A 25,095-nucleotide genomic window follows, 5' to 3' on the forward strand; every position below is an offset into this window, starting at 1 on the left:
ATGCAAAACGCAGTAAAACTGGATGAAATCGATCATAAAATTATGAACTTGTTATATGAAAATGCGAGAATTTCCGTTTCAGAAATCGGACGGATTATATCCATGACACAGCCTGCTGTAAAAGAACGAATTAACAAACTTGAAGATCAAGGAGTTATAGCGGCTTATCGAACGAAATTTGAGCCTTCTAAAATTAATAAAAACATTCAAGCATTCATCATGTTTAAAACGAGCCAATGCTCTGATTTTATCCAATATTGTAATGCCGCTCCTGAAGTAACAGATTTATATCGAATTAGTGGGGAGTTTAATTATATGATGAAGGTCATGAGCGATTCGATGGATTCTCTCGCTACATTTTTAGACTCTTTAATGCAATTTGGATTATCGTCTCCTTTAATTGTATTAAAGAGTGAGTTTGAGGAGAAATTGTCATTCTAATAAAGGGATACGTATTATCCTCCGCTAACAGTAAAAGTTTTTCCATTATGAGAAAAACCAACAAAATTAATGAATAGTAAACAAAAAAGAACATTGATTTTTCAATGTTCTTTTTATATCTCTACTTATTAATTAGATTGCTCTGCGAACAATGCACCTTAATTCCCTTACCCCTGATTCCTCTGCGCCTCTCTAAACTCCTCCTTCACCTTCTCTAACAGCCCTTCTTCCGTAATTAATCGATACGCTGTATTTGCTAGTGCTTTTGCCGATGTAATTAATGCTTTATCTCCAAGTTCTGAACGTGCTGCTTCTCTAAATTCATTCGTATGCGCAATTAAATCGTCTGGACCAATTTTAATGTACGGGTGAATTGTTGGTACGACTTGACTGACGTTTCCTGCGTCTGTTGAGCCGATGCCAAGTCTTTCTTTACGATTTACTTCTTCACCTAATAACTCTAGTTCTTCGGCTACGACGTCGTTATATGTTTTTATTACGAGTAGTTCATCGATTTCATTTTGGAATTGATGGATTTTTATTTTCGTACCTGTTGCTAATGCTGCTCCCTCTGCGATATTTCTTACTTTCTCTGTTACTTCCGTACATTTTTTTCTCGTTGCTGCGCGGATGAAGAACCTTGCTGCGGCGTAGTCAGGAATAATGTTAGGTGCTTTTCCGCCCTCTGTAATGACGCCATGAATTCTCACATCTGACGGAAGTTGTTGGCGAAGTGCATTAATACTGTTGTACAGCTGAATAACCGCATCTAATGCGTTAATTCCTTCTTCTGGTGAAGCTGCGGCGTGAGCTGTTTTTCCATAAAAATGAAAATCAAGTGGATCGACTGCTAGTGAAGGACTCGTTGTCGCTGTTTTTCCGCTCGGATGAATCATAAGCGCCGCATCAACATCTTTAAATAAACCTGCTTTTACATAACTCGATTTTGCGCTACCGTTTGGCCCTCCTTCTTCTGCTGGCGTTCCGAATACGACAACTTCTCCGCCGATTTCTTCAAGCGTTTCTGATAATGCAATCGCTGCCGCAACGCTAATTGTGCCAATCAAATTGTGACCACACGCATGACCGAGTCCTGGTAAAGCGTCATACTCAGCTAAAAATGCGATGACTGGTCCTTGTTTTCCTGAACTTTTTCGCGCGATAAAACCTGTTTCATGTCCAGCTATATTATGTTGCAGTTGGAATCCTGCACTTCCCAGCAATAAACTTAACGTTCTTGATGCGTAAAACTCTTGATTACCAATCTCCGGATTCGCATGAATATCGTGACTTGTTTCTATGTACTTTTCCTTATTTCTTTCAATACTCTCTTCAATTGTTTTTCTTTGTGACGTTACTCCTGTTGCTCCCATTTTTCTTCCCCCTTATATTTTCACATAAAAAAGCCTCTTTCTAAAAGATAGAAAGAGGCTTCTGCATATACAGTCAAAATGAGCTTCTTTCTTATCTTTCAAGTTACCTTGCTGGAATTGGCACAGTATTCATAAAGAATCCGCTGCCGAGGTGTCATAGGGCCAGTCCCTCAACCTCTCACGATAAGAATTTTCATAAAATTATATTAAATTACATTCATTCTAAGTTCATCCCGAGTAAAAGTCAAGGAATTCCTATCCGAATTTACCGAATATCTAAAAATCCTTTTAATACACCAATTGTTTCCGGTGCTTGCAGTCTTGCACATACGTACGGAAATTCCGTACTACCTTCAAACATCATTTGAGATGTGAGTGGTGCCCCTGCCCAAAAGATTTCATCATCGATTACGATAAACGGGAATGCTTTATTTTGTCTTTGTAACTTTACATTTTTCAATGGAACTGGTCCATCACTATACACTGTTATTTGCGCATTTGTACGCATTAACGCTTGCCATACTCGTTTGTCTACTTGCTTTGTGCTTGGAAGTGAAATTATGATTTTTCGTTTTGCAGCTAAAATATCTTTTAATAGCCCTTTCGTTTCCTCAAGATTCATTTCCATAAACCAGCGTAATCGTTTCGATATTTTTCGTTCCCACAATTGCCTTGATGTCGTACGGTCATATACATCTCCATGCCGTTCTATATGAGCTGTTAATTGTGATAACGCTTGTTTTCTCGAAAGGTTTTTACGCATATAATGGCAATCTGATAATTGAATGAACTTCCCTCTCGCCCTTGTCACTGCCACGTTGACGAGGCGATGGTTTTTGTGGTCAAAGAATAACACGCCAGGACGTTCTTGCGGATAACTATCGACTGTATCGAATATCATCATATCTCTTTCGGAACCTTGAAACTTATGAACCGTCGCCGCTAAAACTGGTATGTTTTGATATTTCGTTCTCTGCAACATTTCTCTAATGCACGTTGATAAAAAACGGGATTGTGCCCTGTAAGGTGTAACAACACCGATCGATTGAACACCATCTAACAGTCCGATTAACATCATTTGCATCGCTACTAAACCAGACATAATGTTAAATCGAGAACCAGAAGCAGCGTCCTTTAACGAAAAGGCTCCCATTAAGCTCGTATCAAATAAAACACTTGCCTCATTTGCGAACGGTTGCAATCGCGCAAGTTCCTTACGCTCTGAAACAGACGGATGGTCGTATACTCTATTTTTATAAATAAATGAGTTTGTAAACTTCGATATATCCGCATGCATACGCCTTTGTTCCTGCAACATAAAGAGGTTCGGATGTGCTTCTGATTTATTAACAGAATCAACAATCCCAGCATGATAAAACATATCTTCCCCAAGCCATTTTCGAACGAGTTCATGGTTCGCCATCGCAATTGGAGGTAACTGTAAAAAGTCCCCACAAACGACAATACGTTTTCCAAGTGAAGCAGCTAATGCAATTTGCGGAACATATGCCATACTCACTTCATCTACGACAACTAAATCAAATGTACGCTCATAAATAAGTGAATCAATGGCACATTTCGATAAAGTTGCGCCGATTACTTTCGCATTTTCAATGTATTCTTTTTCTACTTCTTTAATTTTCGCTTTTTGCTTTCGAAGATCACTTTCAATCTCTTGTATACGCTTCTTATCAGCAGAAGTCGCTTTATATGATAAAATCTTTTCACGAAGATCTTGTCGTGTTTCCTCTAAATAGAGTCTTTCTTCTCCCCATGATCCGTTCGTCGTTTCAACTAACTTCGACGTAAGTAATGTTTCATGATTTCTTATATGTTCATGTTGACTATAACCGTAACGAACAATTTCGCCAGGTGTCCATTTCTTTTTCTTCTCAATTTGCTTCGTTACTTCACTCATTAATACGTCTACTGCCGCATTACTATGAGCTAACACAAGTACCGATTTTCCTTTTTGATAATGAGCCGAAATAATACGTGATAAATTGTAAGACTTCCCTGTTCCAGGTGGTCCCCATACGTACGTTGTCGGATTGTAAAACGAACGATACGCCAATTCATTTTTCGGATTTTTCATCTTCTCAATATGTTTCGGACTGCTCGTCCCATCAACAAGACGCTTTATACGATTACGTTTTAGCTTATCTTTATGTGCCTCTTTCAATCGCTCTTGTAGTTGCTCTAACAATTGCCACGGTTCACTGTATAAAACAGCTTCTCGTATTTCACCTTGTATATAATCATTTAATTTCAGTTCTATTTCTAATCCATGTACAGATAATACTTCTCCTGTCGCTTCCTCACCATCAAACTCAATTCGAATTGGTGAACCTTCCGGTAAGCTTACTTCCGAAATAAGCTGAAATACGTATACTGTACTTTCATAATCTGTATATAAAAAACGACCGTTCATGATAGAAATTTTACTACCACCTATCGTTTTCCAATGTTTAATTTCATACGCTAATGCATAATGCCACTCTTTCATCGTTGCTGATAATGAAGGAGTTTGAGTAGGTGTATTCATCGTATAATCTCCTTCCTTCTCCCCAAACATACTTTCTCACTATACCATATAACACGCTAAAATTTGTAAGGTTTTTATCTTGCTTATTTTCTTAATTTTCAATAACATATTGTATATAATTTTCAGAAAGAAGGGATCTACATGCCAGTTAGAAGAATTGAACACATCGGTCTTATGGTCGCAAACTTAGAAACATCTATTTCATTTTATGAAGAAGTAGTTGGCTTACAGCTCATTAAACGTATGGGTCACCCGAATCCAGACTTAAAACTCGCTTTTTTAGGTGTGGAAGAATCGAAGGAAACGATACTCGAATTAATTGAAGGCTACAACTCTTCTCTTCCGGCAGAAGGAAAAGTACATCACATTTGCTTTAAAGTAGATTCATTAGAGGATGAAATCGAAAGACTAAAGAAACAAAAAGTAACCTTTTTACTTGGAGAAGAAATTGAAACATTACCAGATGGAACACGTTACATATTCTTCGCTGGTCCTGATGGAGAATGGATTGAGTTTTTTGAGACGGAGAGATAAAGTGAAACTTTAATCAACCCACAATTAGCGGGATCATAACTTTATAATCCACAAAAGGAGTAGAAACTGATGAATACAGTTTTTATTATCGTTTTTTGGGTACTTATATTATTTCCACTTCTTTATATAATCTTGATAAAGAAGTGGAATATAAAAGTAGCTGCCTTATTTATTGGAAGAATTCTATTAAGCATTTTCTATTTCATAAATGGAATGGTGTTAGGACTGCAACGAAATTGGGCAGAGCCTCCCTATGAAACAGAATGGGATTTCTTTATAAAGTCTTTACAACATGGGAAAATTAATGCACTTATACACTTGTTACTTCTAATTATTATCATTACCTTGGATCTATTCATTACATTTTATTATATTAATAAAATGAAATAGGATGTTCTCTCCTATTTCTTTTTTAATGGGTAGCGCCACATCGCTATCAAGCTAAGAATTTAAGTGTAATATCATTTAAGGGAATACTTAAGATACAAATAAAATATCTTTTCCATGTCGCATTGTTTTATTGAAGTCTATCCCGAGTTGTAGCTAGTTCAATGAGACGGTAAATTCGGAGTTCGGTGCACCAGCAAATACAACCGTTCCGTTCTCTGGTAGCTTCACTTTGTTATTGCCACTAACGACGGTAAAATTGACGCATACTCCATTCTTATCATACACCGCGAATGAACTTCCTGATGGCAACTCCACATTCATCGTTTTCCCTGCTGCCTCTTGCGGGACCGTAAACCATTTCGCATGCCCATTTTTTTGCAATGTAACTTTCGATAATTGACCTGTATCAATGGATTTTACGTTAGATTCACTGACGTATAAAAAGCTGGACATCTCCATATATTCAGTACCATCCTCTGTATAGAAATGGGCTTCCTTTGTATCCCGCCCATTCATCACAGGAATCTGAATTTGATGCGTCGCCGTATTCGGACCTGTAATTTTTTTGCCGTCCCAATACCCATCCTTGATCGTAATTTGTGTGTTAAGAGGCATTAGTTTTCCTAGATAGTTCATAGAATTAAATTTTTCGTTAACGAGGTAGAATTTGCCACCCTCGCGCTTCGCCCATGCAGCAGCTGTTTTCTTCGGTAACACATTGTTTTCTAATTTCTGGGCTAAATAGTGAGTCAGCACATTTTGCCCCAATCCCGGTGATAATTCATATGTGCTCTCTCTCAAATAAACTTTTCCATTCTTCTCAGTGACGAAGTTAAGCTTGGAAGTACCCTTCTCATTTATAAAGCTTCCATCCGCCGTATATACATATAAATGCTAGTTTAAATGTACACATTAACACTTGAATAAGCATGTACATTTTCAACAGGATTCTACATACTGACTTTGAGGTGGTTAGTGTGTATATCAAACTAGATATTCCAACGGAATTTACAATTAAAAGTCTTACAGACTTGTCTAATTTTAAAAATTTAATGGAGAACTTAAAGATGAAAATAAATAAAAGTCAACTAGCGCGAGAATTGAAGGTTGATCGACGTACCATTGATAAATACATGAATGGCTTTATACCAAAAGGAACCAAAAATAGAACATCAAAAATCGATGCCTATTATGAAGTGATTGTAGATCTTTTATCAGATGAATCTAAACAAACTTTTTACTATATGCGGGTTCTATGGCAATATCTAACGGATAATCATGGTTTGCAATGTTCCCAGTCTACTTTTCGTGCCTATATCAATAGGAAACCTGAATTCAAAAAATATTTTAAGGATGGTAAACGTATTGCTTCAAACTTACCAGGAAAGGTTCGTTATGAAACACCTCCTGCTGAACAAGCGCAATTAGATTGGAAAGAAAGCATAAAGTTTGAAACGAAAGATGGTGAAACGATATTTGTAAATGTGGCTGTACTTCTACTATCTTATTCACGCTTTAGAGTTTTCCACTTGAATATTTCAAAATCCCAAAGTGTATTACTGTCATTTATGACAGAGGCATTTGAAGCGTTTGGTGGCGTACCGAAGGTAATCGTTACAGATAATATGAAAACTGTAATGGATGAGGCTCGAACAGAACATTTTTCAGGAACAATTAATAATAAGTTTGCACAATTTGCCCAGGATTTCGGATTTAAGGTACAACCTTGTATTGCAGGACGTCCAAATACAAAAGGAAAAATAGAAGCTCCAATGAAACTTCTAGATGAAATTCATGCTTATCAAGGCAAGTTTACTTTTGAAGAATTGCATGAATTTGTACAAAGGTTATGTAAAAGAATTAATCAAACGTTTCATCAGGGAACTGGTAAGATTCCGGTGTTTGCCTTAAAACAAGAAAAGAATCTCTTACAGCCACTCCCTACGAGTACAATAAGAGATTCCTATAAGATTAAACATAAGCTTGTAAAAGTAAATGCGTCAGGAATGATATCTTACAAATCAAATCAATACTCAGTGCCAGCTGAGTATCAAGGTAAGACCGTTGGTCTACAAGTCTATGATAATCAAATATATGTTTATCATAACATGAAGTTAATTGTACAACATAAAATCAGTCAATCTAAGCTTAATTATAAAGAAGAACATTATAAAAACGCATTGGCTAAGTCACTACCAAAATATCCGAACATTGACAATTTGGCGAAACAAAATTTATCAGTAATTGGTGAGGTATATAGAAATGAAGAATAGCTATCAACAGTTAACCACAAACCTAGAGTATTTAAAATTAAAACAAATGACACAACATTTAGGGGAAGTCGTTGATTTTAGTATTAATAATCAATTGTCATTCGTGGAAGCACTGGTTAAGCTGACAAACTATGAAATTGATGTAAGAGAACAAAATATGATTCACTCTATGGTAAAAATGGGCGCATTCCCTCATAGAAAGGAGATTGATGCATTTGATTTTGAATTCCAGCCAAGTATTAATAAACAACAAATCTTAGATTTTATTTCTCTACGTTTCCTAGAACAACAAGAAAACATAGTATTTTTAGGACCTAGTGGTGTTGGTAAAACCCATTTAGCGACATCGGTAGGTATAGCAGCAGCTAAAAAACGAACAAGCACTTATTTTATTAAGTGTCATGATTTACTTCAAAATTTGAAGCGTGCAAAGCTTGAGAATCGTCTAGAATCAAGATTAAAACACTACACAAAGTATAAATTGCTTATCATCGATGAAATTGGGTATTTACCAATTGATCCGGAGGATGCAAAATTATTTTTCCAACTCATTGATATGCGTTATGAAAAACGTAGTACGATTTTAACTACAAATGTAAATTTCAAATCATGGGATGAAATCTTTCAGGACCCTAAAATAGCTAATGCCATACTAGATCGTGTATTACATCACGCTACCGTTGTTAGCATTGTAGGACAATCATACCGAATTAAAGATCATTTCAGTAAAGAAAACGATTAAATTTGTACATGCTTAAACAAGTGAAAATGTACATGATCATCTTGACATTTACAATACATATTTTTCTTCTGGTTTAGTTGGTAAAAACAGTTCTCCCTTCTTCGTAATTTCTATTTTGAAATCGCTGTAGCTATTTCCATACAATCCTGCTTTTTTTACCACGTCTTGAGGCACTTTAGCCTTGACTGGCTTGCCGAAGGATTTATCTGGTTTTATATCCTTAATTGCCCCTTTCTCTTTAAGCCTAGCTAGCAGTAATTTATTTGCCAACAGTTGATTTGTCATGCTGCTCCCGCCGGAGGACAATACAGCTGCTGCCATCTTCTGTTCTGGAAGCACGACCAATGTAGCATGTTGCAGTATCGTATCCCCACCCTTAGTCAACGCTTTTATCCCATATTCACTGAATGGGTATAGTTTCACACTATCCCAGCCAAGTCCATAGTTGAACACATTTCCGCTATCTCCCGGCCACATTCCTTTTTTATATTCTTCTTGTTCCATCGCCTTGACTGCTTTATTAGAGAGAATTTCTTTTCCCTGTCCCATAAATATTTGTGAGAATCGCACCACATCTTCTGCAGTAGAAGAGATTCCTCCCGTACCAATTAGATTCACCATTTCACTTGGTAGCTGCCCCTGGTATGTCGGAGAATACAGTCCAGCCCGCTTTTCGTCTTCCCATTTGTCTTGCGATGTTATCGTATGATTCAGTTTTAATGGCTCTGTAAACTTTTGATGTAGAAATTCAGTAAAACTCATACCGCTGACTCTTTCTACCAAGATCTCAGCCAACGTAAAACCGTCATTACAGTATACTGAGAACGCGCCAGGGTCTGCCTTCAAGTTTTGGTTGGACAATTGTTGCAACAATATATCATGAGCATAAGCATCATTATCTTTAAATAAAAATGCATTATTGAACGTCGAACCTTGCAAACCCGAGGAGTGATTCAACAGCATACGCGGTGTAATATGCTTATATCGTTTATCTTTCATTTTGAAATCAGGAATATAGCGGGCAACAGGAGCATCCAAATCAACTTTTCCTTCGTCTACCAGTTTCATAACAGCCGCAGCTGTATATACTTTACTGGTTGAACCAATTCCGTATAGAGTATCTTTGGTTAGTGGCTGTTTCCCTTCTATGTCGTTCTTACCTGTCTGCCCCGACACAATAAGTTTACCATTATCAATCAGCGCATACTGTACACTAGTCGTCTCATAGGACTCCGTGAGCAGTGCAGCGTTCTCTGCAGCAATCTTCTCCAAATCTTTGCTAGCAACTTCTTGGCTAGATACAACCGGAGTCTTACTGCTAGAAGACGCTATCGCTCCTGTTGGTAGGCTCATCGTTAGAGCTAAGGTAGCGGCTAACACTCCAGATAATTTATTTTCCATAAGAAAAATTCCTCCTTAGATAAATGATCGATTTCATCTTTTATTTGTTCAATTACAAACATCACATAAACTACTATTCTGGCTTTATCCCTACCGTCTATATTCAACAAGTAAAATACTTTTAAAAAGACCAGTATTCTCGGCTCTATCCATACTGTTCAAATTGCCGTCAACATATGCCCCTCCAGCAAAAGTATCAAATCCTGGAATAACACCTGTATGTCCCCATATCGAGACAACGTTAAGAAGTTTAATTTCATAGATTCCTAGACCATATCCATTGATTCCTCCCTTTCCTGCAGGAACTGTAGTGAGTATTTGTTTTAGTTGCTGTTCTTTCAGTAATTGCCACCAATAGAATGCTCTTATTACTAGTTTGTTTTTCGTATAAATGTATCCTATTTACCCTCCCTCTTTTACGCTTTTCTATATTTGTATCCTATACAATAAAAATTTCTTTTTTCTTATCCATTTCTTACAATTTCCTTACGTTCAAATCACTTCTATAATTAGGTAGGTTTTATTTTATAATCTCCAGGATAATAAATGCTTATATAATCACACGATTTCATAGAAGATGGATTCATAACCCTGCGCCAAATCATCATGCACATCTCTGACATTTCCTTGGGTCCCCCTCAACCTTTACAACAGTTCCAACCGGCATCAACACTTCTTCACGTTCTTATAAATAGTAATAACTAATCAACTCCTTACCTGAAAATAAATGAATATAGAAAAAGAGAGATAAGGTTAAAATACCTTTATCTCTCCTTTTCTCTCACATATTATACGAAGGATTTTTTTGTTTTGGGGTTAATCTGTTTTCTTAGCTTGATGGGCATGTAAATGTGGCAATTACTTCTTGTAAAAAAGAAACGAGAACTGAGTGAATATAAGACCATGTATATGGTTAAAGATTACTTTCTTCTTTTCCAAGCTATACAGAAAGACACCCAAGAATTATCAAAGGCTCTCCTTCGTCTGTTTAACCTCCTACAGCAAAACGGGCGAAAATCTCATAGGTATGAGAAGAAAACAGTCTTTGATATATTGGGTGTCGTTTACAATTGTACCATGTCTAATAATCAAGCGGCTTAAATCAAAAAATGAACCCCATTAGGGTTTATTTCGTATGCAAATCTTTCAATTCCCTACACCTAGCCTTTAGAAAAACGAAACAAACTCTACTATAATTGACGTTGTATGAGCTTAGCTTAATAGCGATAAGGTAGCGCCATCAAGCTAAGACTTTTAATTACTCCCAGAGCGAAAATTTTATGCATCATTGATTACTGATAATGCTGCTTTATGTAAATCATACAGACAGATAGGAGTATATAGCTCTTCTGTTATGATACACTTCAATAAAAAGGGGGGAAGAATTTTGAAAAAGTGGATTAAAATCACATCAAGCTTAGTTATTGCTATAGCAGTTGGTATTTTTACTGGTTACAAAGTCGGTACATATGCAGGTTCAGACGTTAAGGAAAAGCAGACTGAAAGAATTAAAGGGGAAGATGTAATACTTGACCTCAATTCTGATCGTCATATAATCAATGCCATGCACAAAATGACTCATCAAAAAGTATTATCTCACGAAAAGCAAGGATTTATTAAAATGACTCCAGAAAACATTGAAAAAATACGTCAAGTAATTGATGAAAGTAATAGTGGCACCTTACAACATAAAGAACAGTATCTCAAGATTTTGGTTCGTTGGTATGAAGGCGATTTCTCTCAATCGGTTGAGGAGCATAATTTATTATGGGAATGGGACAATAACAGCACTGGTAAAGCATACGAATTAGCGACACCGGAACAAGAAGAAGCATACATTCTAGAACAGGCGAAGTCTGAAAAACAATAACAAAAACGGACCTGTTATCAGGTCTTTTCTTACATTTTCTCTGTTATAACCCTTTAAAAACAGCTTAATTCATCCAACCTTCGTTATCTCTAGTTACTAATCAACAGATATGTTCATATTTTTGTAACATGTATAGACGATCATACGTGTTATGATCAACTTAGCAAATTACAAATAAATTTGCATTTCCTGTGCCCCTTACCTCCCAGTAAGGGGCGTACCCTTTTATAAATAATTATTTCAATACAACTTTTTTCACATTACTTTCACTTTAATTTCCCAAATATAAGAACTCTCATATGTTAGACTTAGTACAACCTTTTCTAAGGAACTATATGCCGATACACGAATCCTTATTTATATAGGGATTTTTTGCATAAAACATAATAAGACATAAAAGAAGAATTCAAAAAAAGAAGGAGATTATCCCCTTCTTTTTTTGAATTATGTGTCCCTCATTATTTACTATAACCACGATTCAGTTTAGTTAACTTTTCATTAATGTTAAAAATTCTTACTCTAATATCTTTAACACCAGCTTCTTGAAGTCTGCCCTTGTGCATTTCCGCATATTTTTCAGCATCTTGTTTTTCTTCAAATACATAAATGCCTCCAGCTTCTTTTGTTTCTTCATTCTCCGTCCATATTTTCCATTGGAATCCTTCTTCTTCGTTAATACTTTTTGCTAAATCCCAAAATCCTTTTTCCATTTCTTCAGCAAAAGGACCTTCAAACGGAAAATCAACTTGTAATAAATATGCCATCTTCACTCACTCCTATTTTTAATATAAAATTCATCAGGAATTCATTTGTATAAAAATCCTTCCCATTCTTTTACTGATTATGATTCGAATGATAGTAATGTCTAAATTCATATTGCTATTATTATTCAAGCACTAATTGGAGAAACACCCTATTTGTAAAATAATCACAAAACGATAGTAACTTGAACGCATAAAGTGAAACTTTAATTAGTGGGGGTTTTGTTCATCCCCCACTGATTATTAGTTGAACCAATCGGGCTTTTACGGGCGGTAGGACCCCCACCTAACTTCTTTGCTTCCGCTGAATTTTGATGTAGGGGTCCTACTGCCCGGCAAATAGCGGGATAAATAACATCATTACATTAATCTTTTTTCGGGAGTACAATTCCTTTATATAATTGAACTGTAATCAAGTAATAAATCGAGTAAATTACTACAAAAATAACAAGTGGTAACCAAATACGAAAGTACGGATCGATTAAAAGAGATCCAAACATGTTCATACCAACTAATATGTGAGTAATCCCGACAATTGCTGGAAATAAAAATATGAAGAATAACTCTTTATAGATTGATTTTGCTAATAATTCTCGGCGGACACCAATTTTACGAAGCATTTGATAACGTGCTACATCTTTTGATGCTCCCGACAGAACTTTAAACATTAAGCAACTTGCCATCATTGCTAAAAATGCAACTCCAACGAAAAACCCCATAAACATTAGTCCGCTGGAAAAATCATGACTCATAATATATTTTTGATACTTACTATCCAATTCTTCTGCTTTCACATTTTTATATTTTGCTATCTGTAATTCATCAAGTTTTTTCCATTCTTTTATGTATGATCCAAAATCATCTGTTTTCCCCATAAACACAGTACTTTCTTTACCCTTCAACCCATCGTATATGTTTTGATTTACAATTTCTATTTCATAATCAGGATACACATAATTTGGCTGGATCGTTCTGAAAGCCTGAATCCACTGTTTTGTGTCGATTTCTCCTTTAACCTGTTTTATTGAAAATACACCAATTGGTAATCCCTCTGAAACTTTTTCTATCTTCAAACCTTGTATGAAAGGGCGATTTTTCTCTACATCTTCTTTGAGATAATAAACATACCTATCATCAACTTTGTAATGATATTCAAGTTTTTCTTGAAATAAGATACCATCCAAAATTGTCTTTTCTTCCGCTGTTGGATTATGAATGACTGAATCGTAAATTCGCATTTGATCTGTCATGTTTAAGATGTTGTTTTTAAATGCCATACCACAAGCAATTCCGCCAGCACCAAGAGCTACTAAGATCGCTACTGTTGCAAGCACATTTGTTAGACTATTAATGCGGAAATTTAATTGTGCAAAAGTAAAAGCATTGAGGCCTCTTTCACTACGTTTTTTATTACTCTTTAACTTGTTTATCATAACTGGGAGAAGTGATCCAAATATAAGGTAAGTACCAACGGTTGCTGTGATTAATCCAACGGCCATTAATCCCAAAGCAATTAGCGGATTTGCATGTGACATATAGATCAATGATGCATAACCAATACCTAATAAAAGAATACCAAGGAATGCAATTACAACTGTCATTTTTCCTTTTATGGCAACACGTTCTGTTTGTTCATCTGCATGTACAAGTTGCAGTACAGAAATACGAGATAATTTAATACTATTCATAATTGCCGATAAAACAAATAGTGCAAAGAAGAAGAGGCAAGTAATAGCTATAGATGGCAGATAAAATGCTTTATACCCTTCGCCAGCAAACTCGAGTTGTTTCATTAATAGCTGACCGATACCTTCTGCAAGTCCTACACCAATTGTAATTCCAATCAAAAGAGATGTGGCACCTAATATGATTGTTTCGATAAACATAAGTAAGGTAACTTTATGCTTTTTTGCTCCTAACATCATATACATACCAAATTCTTTTTGACGAAGAGCTGATAAGAAAGAGTTTGCATATATAATATAGAAAAATGTGATAACCGCTAACAAAAAGGAACCAATTTTAAATACAGACACAATATCTCTAATAGAAGAGTTAGATTCAAGGAATGTTTTATTGGATGCTAGCGTTTGAAACATATAAAAAGTTGAAATAGAGACAATAAGACCAACAAGTAAAACAATGTAATCTTGCAACTTACTTTTTAGGCCTGACATAGAAAGCTTAAATAACATGATTGAACTTCCTTTCTTACGCTTTTTGTGTGCCTAAGTTTGCAAGCACGTCTAAAATTTCTTTATAGAATTCTTCACGGGTACCACCGCAATGAATTTCTTTATATAACTCACCATCTTGAATGAATAAAATACGCTGACAGTAACTTGCGCTGTAAGGATCATGCGTAACCATCATAATGGATACACCTTGCTCTTTATTTAAGCTTGTCATGGCATCAAGTAAACTCGTTGCATTTTTAGAATCTAGAGCTCCAGTCGGCTCGTCTCCTAAAATAATTGCAGGTTCATGAACTAACGCACGTGCTGCTGCGGAACGTTGCTTTTGTCCACCAGATACTTCAGAAGGATACTTTTGAAGTATTGCTGTAATACCTAACATATCAGCTACTTTTTCTACTTTCTTTCCAATATTACGAGATGAAACACCTTGAAGCGAAAGTGGGAGCGCAATATTTTCATATATAGATAAATTCTCTAATAAGTTAAAGTCTTGGAAAATGAATCCTAATTTTTGCGAACGGAAATCAGAAAGCTCACCTTGTTTCATTTTCGTTATATCCGTACCTGCAATTTCAACAACGCCGCCTGTCGCTTTATCTAACGTTGAAATTACATTTAATAATGTTGTTTTACCAGAACCAGATGGCCCCATAACACCGACAAACTCCCCCTCTTGAATTGAAAATGATACACCTTTTAAGGCGTGTGATTGATTCTCACCTTTTTTACCGTACAATTTTTGAATGTTTTTTACATCTACAACTGGTTTTATCATATATATCCTCCTACGTTTGTTTTTTTCTATTTCATTGCACTAAGCTACTATTTTTATTTACTACTAACAAAATAGTCATGTTGCATCCACCCTTAAGCTACAATGAAAACTTTCATTTTATCTTCTTCACTCACCTCATCACTTTGAATACAACCATGATAAACTATGAAAATTAGGAAACACCCCGTAAAATTCTTAAGATTTCTTAAGTTTTTTATAAAAAAAAGCTTATGGAAACTATAATTCCATAAGCCATTCTATTTAATTGGATGTTCAACAATAAAGGACATCCAGCCGTCTTTATATTCTGCATATATATTACCATGATGAAGTTCAACAATTCTTTTTGAGATAGCAAGCCCCAGACCATTCCCCTGGTCATCTTGTCTTGCCTTGTCACCCCTAAAAAACCTTTCAAACAATTTATTTGGATCGCTGACAGGCGGTTTCTCGACTTTATTTGATACTTTCAAAATTGCTTTGTTATCCATTAATTCAAGACATACGGATAATTCGGATGGTTTTATGCTGTACTTTATAGCATTCATAAAGAGATTTTCATATACACGTACCATTTTTTCTACATCTATGAAGATAGGTATTGTTTCTTGTGTGATTGATTTTCGAACGATTAAGCTTTCCTTTTCAAATATAGGAATGTATTCTCCAACTATTTGCTCCAACAAACCTGATAAATCAACTTCATTAAGATTTAACTTAGCATCTATGCCTGATAAACGAGTATATTCAAACAGCTCATCAATTAAATATTTCAGTCTCTGTGACTTTGAATAAGTAGTTTCAAGGTATTCCTGTAATTGTGTTTTACTGTTGTATTGCCCTCTTTTTAATAAATCTATATAGCCAATAATAGATGTTAACGGTGTGCGTAAGTCATGAGATACATTGGTGATAAGTTCATTTTTTGTACGTTCTAATCGTCTTTCTTGTTCAAATGTATTTTCCAATTCCTTGGACATATAGTTGATATTTTGAGCAAGTTGGGTCAATTCGTCCTTCCCGTTAATCCCAATAGTCAAACCTAGTTTTCCATTGGCAATATCATTCACATTATCAGAAATGAGCTTCAAATATACTAGTTTCTTTCGAACCAATATCAAAAAAATTATTATAAAGTTGAAGATTGCGAACGTGAATAAGAACAACATTACAATTCTCAATTCAAATATGCCAAAATCTTCGTGTTTTATAAATAATGGATCTATGACGTATAACAAAATGAGGATTGTTAAGCCAAATGAAATAAAAAAACTAACTGCAACAGCAGCAAGAAGTTTTATAATAATCTTATTTCTGAAACTAACTTTCTTCATATTTTATACCCAATTCCCCAAACAGTTTTAATATAAATGGGATGTTTTGAATCCTCTTCAATTTTGTCTCTTATTTTTGTAATATGCACCATAACTGTATTATCTGATTTATAAAAAACCTCTTTCCAAACTGCTTCATATATTTTTGCTACACTCAGGACAATCCCTTTGTTGCGGGCAAGTAGTTCGAGAATAGCAAACTCTTTTGGAGTTAACCTTGTTTCTTTTCCTCTTACCCATACTTGACGTGTATCTGTATTCACGGTTAAGTCACCAATTTCTAGAATGCTTTTATTATGTTCTATTGATGAATTGTATTTTTTAAATCTTCTTAATTGAGATTTTACCCTAGCGATTAATTCCAATGGGTTAAACGGCTTTGATAAATAATCGTCTGCGCCAGAGGCTAGACCCTGAATTTTGTCTATATCCTCAGATTTTGCAGATAGCATAATGATAGGCATATTGCGATCTTCCCTAATTTTTATACATGCTTCAATGCCGTCCATATTCGGCATCATAATATCTAAAATAATCAAATCAAATTCTTTTTCTTCTAACAGTTGTAAAGCTTGTATAGCATCTTCTGCCTTTTGAGTTTTTAGGCCTTCATTTTCCAGATATACAGAGATAAGATTTCTAATCTCTTTATCATCATCAACAATAAGAATTTTCGACTCCATTTTATTCCTCCACATTAAATGCAATAAGTATCCAATAAAGCATATATTTGTTGTTACTTAATTAATAAACTTAATAGAGATGGTTTCTATCTTTTTTCTTTACTTCAGACGATTCTTTGTAAAGTACACAAAAAGGCCGTCACAGTATTGTGACGGAAAAGCAGGAAAATTTCAATAACTAATTACTATTATTATTTATTTTTAGCTTTCAAGGCATCTAACGCTATTTTGGTTGCTTCTGCAATAAGCTTATCATCGTATTTAGCATCCTCTTTATCATGATTAGAAAGTATCGCAAGAACAATTGGCTTTTTATTTGGTGGCCAAATAATTGCGATATCATTTCTAGTTCCATAAGATCCCGAACCCGTCTTATCAGCTACTTCCCATCCTCCTGGAACTCCAGCACGAATTAAGTTATCTCCCGTAGTATTCCTTTTCATCCAATCTATTAATAAATCCCGTTTCTCAGTTGAAAGTACATCTCCTAGCGCAAAAGCCTGAAGACTAGTAGCTAATGCCTTTGGGGTACTAGTATCATGTACGTCTCCTGGATGCACTTCGTTTAATTCTGGTTCAAATCGTTCAGGATTTGTAACGGTATCTCCTATTTCTCTCAGTGATTTTTTGAATTCACTAGGTCCACCTAATTGTTTAAGAATAAGATTTTGTGCAGTATTATCACTATATCGAAGGGAAGCATCTGCAAGCTCTTTCAAAGTCATACCTGCATCAATATACTTTTCTGTAATTGGATTGTAATTAACAAGATCTTCACGATTATACAAAACTCTTTGATTTAGATCTTCTATTGATTTCTTTTGTAAAAGTACTCCCACAGCTAAAGCTTTGTGGGTAGATGCGTATGCAAACCGTTTATCTGATTGATAAGTAACGGTTTGATTCGTACCAGTGTCCAATGCATAAATACCGAGTTTAGCATCAAATTCTTTTTCAAGTTTAGCAAAAGAATCATTACCAGTAGTTTCTTGTTTGATTTGATTTGTTTGTTTCGTTTGTTTAGGTGATTCAGATTGAGTATTACTATCGGAACAGCCTATAAGCGTTGCACATGAAAGAAATACTACAGGTACCATCTTTTTGTAATGTAAAATGTTAAAAAACTTGTTTAAGACTATCATCCATTTTCAACCTCTTTCAAGAATATATGTTTTTACTAGGTGTTATACATACCAATACAATTAAAGAATTTATAAGATATCATTCTTCTTGTGTCTCACTTTTCATAAAATGAGCAAACTATCATGAACACCTGTTTTATACGTATACTTAATAGACAACTTAAGTAACAAGTTTGTTCCATATCAGTCCAGCTTATTAAAAATAAGAAAATCCCGTATTTAATAAAAATACGGGATTTTTATAAATGAGTTATTCACTTATTCGAAAGAAGTTCATTCGTCACATATTACTTATCTAATTAAGAAAAATTCATATACCAGCCCAAACATCTTTTCCATATCGCCCTTCATCTTGCACACGATCCAACCAATTCCTTGCTTCTTGTTCACTGACTTCATGAATCTCTTGATATGCTTGACAAAGGGTGTCTTCTACGTCAGGGGCCATTTTACTTCCATCCCCACATATATAAAGATAAGCTCCATTATCTAATAACGAAATTAAATTGATTCTATCTTGTTTTATTAAATGCTGTACATATGTTTTAGGATGTCCTTCTAGGCGAGAAAAAGCTGTGTGTAAAGAGATTAATCCATCTCTTTCATCATTTTCTAGTTCTGTACGATAGAGATAATCCTTTTCAGGATGACGACAACCAAAATATAGATGTGCTTGTCCTAAGTTAATACCTTTTTGTTTTTGAACACGACGCGCTTGTAAGAATCCACGGAATGGTGCAATTCCAGTACCTGGTCCAACCATGATAATTGGTGTTTCTGGATTTTCAGGTAATTGAAAGTTTGATTGTGGCGTTCGAATGAAACAAATAATCTCATCTTTATTATGACGCTGAGCTAAATAATTAGAAGCGACTCCTTCATATGTCCCTTCCCCACTCCATGCAGGCGCATTCACAACACCGACCGTAATGCTCAGACGATCCTGTGCAACGAGTGGAGAACTTGAAATAGAATAGTAACGCGGTTTGAGCGCCGGAAGAAGTTCTAAAAAACGTTCAAATCGGATTTCACAAGCCTCATACTTTTCAAGAAGATCCAACATTGAAATACGTTTCTTTAATATTTGTTCATGGTAAACTCCTTCTTCCAATAATGATTCCAATTCCTTTTTATGAGGAGGGCATACTGTGAATGTCACCATTTCTCGTATTTGTGCTCGAGTGGCTGCTTCTTGAACTTCTACACTATAACTAAGAAGGTCAAATAAACGAACAGGACTGTCTAAAGGTATGTGATTTACACTACGCCCACTTGCGCTCAATATGACTTGATCCTTCCCGTTTAATCCAAAGCGTTTTAAAATTCGGTTGACATTGTTCTCACTATTAATTGGCAGCACCCCAAGATGGTCTCCTTCTTGATACGTAGCGCCTTCTGGCAGGGATATCTCAATATGTCGCGTGCTTCTTTCACTACTAGATGATTGAAGTTCACGATTTTCTAGTATAGATGCATAAACTGCTTCATATGTTCGCGCGAGAGGAGATCCTCCAAGCCGACTAACAAATTGTAAACTTAATGTACTGCGTTCTTTCTCAATGTTTTTGTTAAGTTCCAATCCAAATGCCTTCATCGCATCAGACCACATACTTTGTTTCCATTGCTCGAGCTGTTCCTCGAAATCACCACTTGCATCCGCTTCTCCACGTGTAGAAAATCTTGTTGCTCCTTTTTGAGCCATTTGCTCATCAATGTATCTTGGAATTCGCTGATAGGTACTAGCCCAATTATGATCTCCACAACCAAAAACTGCGTATTGAACACCTTTTAGCTCATCCGGTTTTAATTCCTCCAACCATTGCACAAACTGCCCTGCATTGCTTGGCGGTTTTCCATTATAAGAAGAAGTTACAATAAGAACCGCTCCTTCTTTTGGCAAACTTCCAATTCGATCATTAAGAGCTACCACTTCCGTTTGAACACCTTCTAAACTAGCTGTATCTGCTAATTCTCTTGCAATACCTTCTGCTACACCTGTATCCGAGCCATACAGAACAAGAAGCGAAAGATTATCGGCTCCAATAATAGAAGGAGTCTTCTGAACTTGCTGCTTGATTTCATGTTCTTTCAGCTTCTCCTCTATAGGTGCAAGAACAGTAGGATGGCTGATAGTTTGATTTCGGGGTAGAATCCTAATCTTAAAATCACCGGGCTTTAGCGTTAATGTTTGTTTTACGTCCAGCTGATAGTCTTGATAATCGATTAATTCAAAATGTTGAAGAAGCATTCCCATTACGAGTGTGGCTTCATGAAGTGCGAACTGCATACCGATACATGCCCGTTGACCATTTCCAAATGGCTTATAAGCATGATGAGGAACCTTATCCAGCTCTTCAAATCGTTCAGGTTTGAATTCTTCCACATTGTCTCCCCATGCATCTTTATCCCTATGTAGCTGTGGAATAAGAACAGAAATACGATCTTCTCCTTTCTTAATTGGGTATTTCCCACCAATCACTGTATCTTCTTTTGCATAGAGACTAAATGCTGGAGCAGTAGGCCATAGACGTAGCGATTCATTTAAAATCATCCGGATATACTTAAGTTCCATAACTTGTTGGTATGTTGGAGTAGGATCTGTCAATACCCGATCTACTTCTTCATATGCTTTTTTCAACTTATCCGGATTTTTTAATAAAAAATAAATTGCAAAAGATAACAATCCACTTGTTGTTTCATGCCCAGCTATTAAAAAAGTGATAATTTGGAAACGAATATTTTCATCATCTAATTTTTCACCAGTTTCCGGATCCTGCACATTTAACATACGGGAAAGTAAATCATTTTCTTCCTGATTTCCATTACTTTTACGTTCAGCAATAATATTATCTACTAAAGAAAACATGGATTGAATATCATGTTGAAATTGACGTTTCGTTCTCCACATGAGTTTGTCTTCTATATCCAGTCGCTGTAATTGGTGCATCGCCTCGTCTAGAGCACGGGTCATGCTAGTGATAAAAGGATGAGATGTCTCACGATAAAAGCTATTGAATCGGTAATTAAAACCACATAGACCAATTGTATCTAATGTAAGTCGAGTCATATCCTCCGGAACATCCACATTTTCATTCGGATTCAGTCTTGCCCATTTTTGAACGAGTTGTACGGCAATATCGACCATCATGGCATGGTAATCTTTCATTGCCCGTTGACTGAATGTAGGCATCAAAATATTATGAGCTTTTTTCCAGTTAGGTTCGTGAGTCTCGCTTGTAAATAATCCGTCTCCAGCAAAGGCACGAACCTTTGCTAAAGCACCCTCTATACTTTTATCGAAACGAGTTTCGTCACAGACTTCTGCTACCAGTTCATGTCCCGAAACGACAATGATGGTATCACTTAAAGTTTGAATTCGAAAAATGGGGCCATACTCTTCCGCTAGCTTGATAAAGGATAAGGTCGGTTTATCTTTATCGATTAATGGGAGATTCCCCAGCGGTCCATATGTTTTCGGTTGAGGAATGGCAGATACTTTTTTTTCCATTAAAAACACCCTTTCAAAAAAGCATGAAATAAAGTGAAACTTTAATCAGTGGGGGTTTTGTTCATCCCCCAGTGATTATTAGTTGAACCAATCGGGCTTTTACGGGCAGTTGATCCCCCGCCTAACTTCTTTGCTTCCGCTGAATTTTGAGGTGGGGGTCTTACTGCTCGTTAATTCGGGATAAAATATCCCATTCAATAAAGAGAAGATAGCAATGAATCGCCTGGGATAAAGATATGTAATTGATTACCTTATTTTATCTTTTCCCTAACTATTCATGATTATGATATTGCTTATAAGGTTGGTGATCTAAGTTGTTTGTTGACATTAGATTTATAACTTGCAGAAAAAATACTAAATTAAAATAAAGCGTATTATTATAATATTCATCAGAAATTGAGAGCTAAAGATTGTAGCATTTGGAAAACCAGTAGTTTCTAATGTCTATTCAAACAAATACGATAAGCACGTATACTGTATCGTTAATGAAAAAGGATCTGATATAAATATCAGATCCTTTTTACTATATATAATTATTTCACTGGTTCTTTTCCAGATTTAAATACCAGCGCCTTAGCAGCAGAAATTTGCATTTCTTCATAGTCTAACTAAACAGTAAAAACTTATAGGAGTCATGATCTAAAGTTTTATTTTACTCTACCGATTTAACTTCTCAATAGCTTCCGGGCTTGTATCTACACGTTTAACGAAAAAAACTAATAGTAGTGCAACAACATTCATGCCAAGCGCTACATAGAATGAATATTGAATTCCGGATAATAAAGCCTTCTGAGTTAACATTGCCTTCGTAGCTTCTGTGAAGGTTGTTGGATCTACATCAGCCATTAGACTTTCAGCTTTTGTTTTTGTTACAGAATTCATAATCGTAACAAGAATAGCAGTACCAATTGAACCGGACACTTGTTGAGCTGTATTATTAACAGCTGTACCGTGCGGATTTAAGCGAGTTGGCAATTGATTAAGGCCATTTGTCATAAGCGGCATCATCACCATCGCCATCCCAAACATCCGCAGTGTGTAAATAAGAATAATATGTGTGTGACTAGAGTCGAGTTGCAGGTTTGCTAGCATATAAGTTGAAACGGCTGTAATGGAAAGTCCTACTATACCAAGAATACGAGGGCCATATTTATCAAATAGTTTACCTGTAATTGGTGACATAATCCCCATTATTACCGCACCTGGAAGCATCATCAGCCCAGAGCTCAGCGGTGAAATACCGCGGACGTTTTGTACATAAGCTGGTGTTAAAATCATACCCGAAAACATGGCCACTGCGTTAACAATCGCAATTACAGACGCAAGTGCAAACATTGGGTACTTGTAAACACGTAAATCCAATAACGGTTCATTCATTTTTAATTGGCGGATAATGAAAGTAATTAGGGCAATAGCGCCTATAATTAAGGTTGTTAAAACAACTTTATTCGTCCAACCGTCGGAGCTTGCAGAACTGAATCCATATAACAAACCGCCAAAACCGACAGAAGATAATAGTAATGAGAGATAATCAAGTTTTGCATTTTTGTTTTGTCTCATGACATTCTCCGATTTCCAAACCCCTAACAGTAAGCTAATGATTGCTAACGGTAAAATCATTTCAAAAAGCAAACGCCAGTCATAATATTCTACAATATAACCCGATAGTGTCGGTCCAATTGCTGGAGCTGTAATCATAACTAATCCAAAAATCCCCATCGCTGTTCCCCTTTTTTCTCTTGGAAAGCTTACTAGCATAATATTCATTAATAAAGGCCCCATGACTGAAGAACCTGCTGCTTGAACCATCCGGCCAGTAAGTAATAAACTAAAGTTCGGTGCTAAAGCCGCTAAAGCCGTACCAAGAATAAAAATCAACATAGATGTAATAAATAAGCTCCTATTGGAGAAGCGGGTTATTAAAAATGCTGAGGCCGGAATTAATATACCACTTACAAGCATATACCCTGTAGAAAGCCACTGAATCGTTGAATAATCTTTAATGTCTAAATCCTTCATTATTGATGGCAAGGCTACATTTAAAAGCGAGTTATTTAGAAATGAAACAAATGCTCCAATAAAAAGGATCACAAGCATTAAATATGGTGGTTTTCTTTTATGTAATGTTTCACTCATATATTCATTTGCCCCTTCATTATAAATTCCATTAATTCGTTTAAGTCGTTTGTATATCTGCACAAGGATACATTATCCTTGCAGTATTTTGCCAAACTCTTCGAATGGATATTCTCTTTTTAGCAATTCTATTTGCTCAACATAACATTTTAAAATCTCTTTTATTGATTAAACCTTTATAAACACGTTTGTTAACCGAAATTAAATTAGGCTGAATTTTGAGGTGGAGTTGTCTTATTGCCCACAAATAGTAGGATAAATCAACAAGACCATACACCTATTCCTTTAAATACAGGCTTGTAAATCTAGTTATGTAACCATCCATAAAAAGGAATATTACATAGGCTAAGTCTAACATTACATTTTTAAAGTGAGGGGAATAAACTTATGCACCAATATTGGTATTTGAATTCAGAGGGAAATGGAGAGCAATATAATAACCAAATCGCAATGTCATCATTATATTTACAGCCCCAAATAACTAAGGCTGAGGGAATGAATGGTCTAAAGACTCCTGAGAATTGGAGTTGTCGAGTCTATCCATTTGGTTGGGATTCACCAGCTAACTATACGGGTTTCAATCCCGAGCCCCTTCCCTTCTCTTTAGGTCAGCCAATCCATTATGCAGGGATGATGCCCCAAGGACATCCTGCTAATTGGACTCCATTACCAGGCCATGCAGGTTTTAATTTTCAAAAACCTCCCTTCCCCTGGGCTCAACCATTCAATCATACAGGGATGTTCGCACAAGGTCATCTTGCCGCTTTACTATCGCCGCCAGCCAAAGCTTTTAATTTCAATACCAATAACTGGGGTGTTTTTGGAAACCCTCTAGAATGGGGAGGACAGGTAAGTCCCATGGGGTGGGGGAATAACGGTCAACCAGGAATGTTTGGAAACTTATTGACAGTAGGAAAAGGCACCATGAATGGAATCGGAATGCTTAGTAGTCTAATCGGTATGGGAAAGTTCTTCTTTTAATTAATTAG

General features: G+C 35.9%; 17 protein-coding genes, 4 pseudogenes and 1 riboswitch. Of the genes and pseudogenes, 8 read left to right on the forward strand and 13 right to left on the reverse strand.

Features of this window, described 5'->3' with window-relative positions; genetic code table 11:
* Positions 1–441 carry an Lrp/AsnC family transcriptional regulator gene (locus tag QCI41_RS05945; protein ID WP_001178571.1) on the forward strand — a complete coding sequence of 147 codons (441 nt, stop codon included), beginning with the start codon at positions 1–3 and terminating at the stop codon, positions 439–441.
* Positions 442–608: 167 nt separating this feature from the next.
* On the opposite strand, the gene QCI41_RS05950 is transcribed toward QCI41_RS05945, so the two are convergent.
* Both QCI41_RS05950 and QCI41_RS05955 read right to left on the reverse strand, forming a co-directional pair.
* Positions 609–1,814: a M20 family metallopeptidase gene (locus QCI41_RS05950; RefSeq protein ID WP_353837967.1), complete on the reverse strand. Its 1,206-nt coding sequence runs from the start codon at positions 1,812–1,814 to the stop codon at positions 609–611.
* Positions 1,815–1,902: 88 nt separating this feature from the next.
* Positions 1,903–2,004: riboswitch (SAM riboswitch) on the reverse strand.
* Between the two features lie 75 nt (positions 2,005–2,079).
* Positions 2,080–4,389, reverse strand: coding sequence for an AAA domain-containing protein (locus tag QCI41_RS05955; RefSeq protein WP_353837966.1), 2,310 nt, complete (start codon positions 4,387–4,389; stop codon positions 2,080–2,082).
* A gap of 111 nt (positions 4,390–4,500) precedes the next feature.
* Between QCI41_RS05955 and QCI41_RS05960 the strand changes: the two genes are divergently transcribed.
* Both QCI41_RS05960 and QCI41_RS05965 read left to right on the forward strand, forming a co-directional pair.
* Complete coding sequence (locus QCI41_RS05960; RefSeq protein WP_046954867.1) at positions 4,501–4,893, forward strand: VOC family protein; 393 nt, start codon at positions 4,501–4,503, stop codon at positions 4,891–4,893.
* 69 nt (positions 4,894–4,962) lie between these two features.
* Positions 4,963–5,283, forward strand: coding sequence for a hypothetical protein (locus tag QCI41_RS05965; protein ID WP_353837965.1), 321 nt, complete (start codon positions 4,963–4,965; stop codon positions 5,281–5,283).
* Positions 5,284–5,436: 153 nt separating this feature from the next.
* Here the strand turns inward: QCI41_RS05965 and QCI41_RS05970 are convergent.
* Positions 5,437–6,171: pseudogene (locus QCI41_RS05970) on the reverse strand (serine hydrolase); the annotation flags it as partial.
* 89 nt (positions 6,172–6,260) lie between these two features.
* Between QCI41_RS05970 and istA the strand changes: the two are divergent.
* The gene (gene istA, locus QCI41_RS05975; RefSeq protein WP_353836570.1) at positions 6,261–7,556 is read left to right on the forward strand and encodes an IS21 family transposase; all 1,296 of its coding nucleotides are present in this window, start codon (positions 6,261–6,263) and stop codon (positions 7,554–7,556) included.
* The gene (istB, locus tag QCI41_RS05980; RefSeq protein WP_098866930.1) at positions 7,546–8,298 is read left to right on the forward strand and encodes an IS21-like element IS232 family helper ATPase IstB; all 753 of its coding nucleotides are present in this window, start codon (positions 7,546–7,548) and stop codon (positions 8,296–8,298) included. The genes istA and istB overlap by 11 nt, the downstream gene beginning before the upstream one ends.
* A 54-nt stretch (positions 8,299–8,352) precedes the next feature.
* Here the strand turns inward: istB and QCI41_RS05985 are convergent.
* Both QCI41_RS05985 and QCI41_RS05990 read right to left on the reverse strand, forming a co-directional pair.
* Positions 8,353–9,699: pseudogene (locus tag QCI41_RS05985) on the reverse strand (serine hydrolase domain-containing protein); the annotation flags it as partial.
* Between the two features lie 90 nt (positions 9,700–9,789).
* Positions 9,790–10,047 (reverse strand): annotated as a pseudogene (locus QCI41_RS05990) (serine hydrolase domain-containing protein); the annotation flags it as partial.
* A 501-nt stretch (positions 10,048–10,548) separates the two neighbouring features.
* Between QCI41_RS05990 and QCI41_RS05995 the strand changes: the two are divergent.
* A pseudogene (locus tag QCI41_RS05995) lies at positions 10,549–10,800 on the forward strand (IS4 family transposase); the annotation flags it as partial.
* Between the two features lie 286 nt (positions 10,801–11,086).
* The gene (locus QCI41_RS06000; protein ID WP_353837964.1) at positions 11,087–11,569 is read left to right on the forward strand and encodes a PRK06770 family protein; all 483 of its coding nucleotides are present in this window, start codon (positions 11,087–11,089) and stop codon (positions 11,567–11,569) included.
* A gap of 458 nt (positions 11,570–12,027) precedes the next feature.
* Here the strand turns inward: QCI41_RS06000 and QCI41_RS06005 are convergent, their stop codons facing one another.
* The 8 genes from QCI41_RS06005 to QCI41_RS06040 all read right to left on the reverse strand — a co-directional run bounded on the left by QCI41_RS06005 (position 12,028) and on the right by QCI41_RS06040 (position 24,106).
* Positions 12,028–12,333, reverse strand: a complete 306-nt coding sequence (locus QCI41_RS06005) for a monooxygenase (protein ID WP_353837963.1) — start codon at positions 12,331–12,333, stop codon at positions 12,028–12,030.
* A 362-nt stretch (positions 12,334–12,695) separates the two neighbouring features.
* Positions 12,696–14,525 carry an FtsX-like permease family protein gene (locus tag QCI41_RS06010; RefSeq protein WP_282895981.1) on the reverse strand — a complete coding sequence of 610 codons (1,830 nt, stop codon included), beginning with the start codon at positions 14,523–14,525 and terminating at the stop codon, positions 12,696–12,698.
* A 16-nt stretch (positions 14,526–14,541) separates the two neighbouring features.
* Complete coding sequence (locus QCI41_RS06015; protein WP_353837962.1) at positions 14,542–15,303, reverse strand: ABC transporter ATP-binding protein; 762 nt, start codon at positions 15,301–15,303, stop codon at positions 14,542–14,544.
* 257 nt (positions 15,304–15,560) lie between these two features.
* Positions 15,561–16,637: a sensor histidine kinase gene (locus QCI41_RS06020; protein ID WP_353837961.1), complete on the reverse strand. Its 1,077-nt coding sequence runs from the start codon at positions 16,635–16,637 to the stop codon at positions 15,561–15,563.
* Positions 16,634–17,320: a response regulator transcription factor gene (locus QCI41_RS06025; RefSeq protein ID WP_282895984.1), complete on the reverse strand. Its 687-nt coding sequence runs from the start codon at positions 17,318–17,320 to the stop codon at positions 16,634–16,636. The genes QCI41_RS06020 and QCI41_RS06025 overlap by 4 nt, the downstream gene beginning before the upstream one ends.
* A gap of 191 nt (positions 17,321–17,511) precedes the next feature.
* Positions 17,512–18,462, reverse strand: a complete 951-nt coding sequence (bla, locus tag QCI41_RS06030; protein ID WP_353837960.1) for a class A beta-lactamase — start codon at positions 18,460–18,462, stop codon at positions 17,512–17,514.
* A gap of 310 nt (positions 18,463–18,772) precedes the next feature.
* The gene (gene cypD / locus QCI41_RS06035; protein WP_353837959.1) at positions 18,773–21,970 is read right to left on the reverse strand and encodes a bifunctional P-450/NADPH--P450 reductase; all 3,198 of its coding nucleotides are present in this window, start codon (positions 21,968–21,970) and stop codon (positions 18,773–18,775) included.
* Positions 21,971–22,627: 657 nt separating this feature from the next.
* A complete protein-coding gene (locus QCI41_RS06040) occupies positions 22,628–24,106 on the reverse strand; it encodes a DHA2 family efflux MFS transporter permease subunit (RefSeq protein WP_353837958.1) in 1,479 nt (492 codons plus the stop codon).
* Positions 24,107–24,493: 387 nt separating this feature from the next.
* Between QCI41_RS06040 and QCI41_RS06045 the strand changes: the two genes are divergently transcribed.
* Complete coding sequence (locus tag QCI41_RS06045) at positions 24,494–25,087, forward strand: hypothetical protein (protein ID WP_353837957.1); 594 nt, start codon at positions 24,494–24,496, stop codon at positions 25,085–25,087.
* Positions 25,088–25,095 lie beyond the last annotated feature (8 nt).

Origin of the sequence: Bacillus cereus group sp. MG4 (assembly GCF_040460055.1) — a bacterium.
Classification (GTDB): Bacteria; Bacillota; Bacilli; order Bacillales; family Bacillaceae_G; genus Bacillus_A; species Bacillus_A wiedmannii.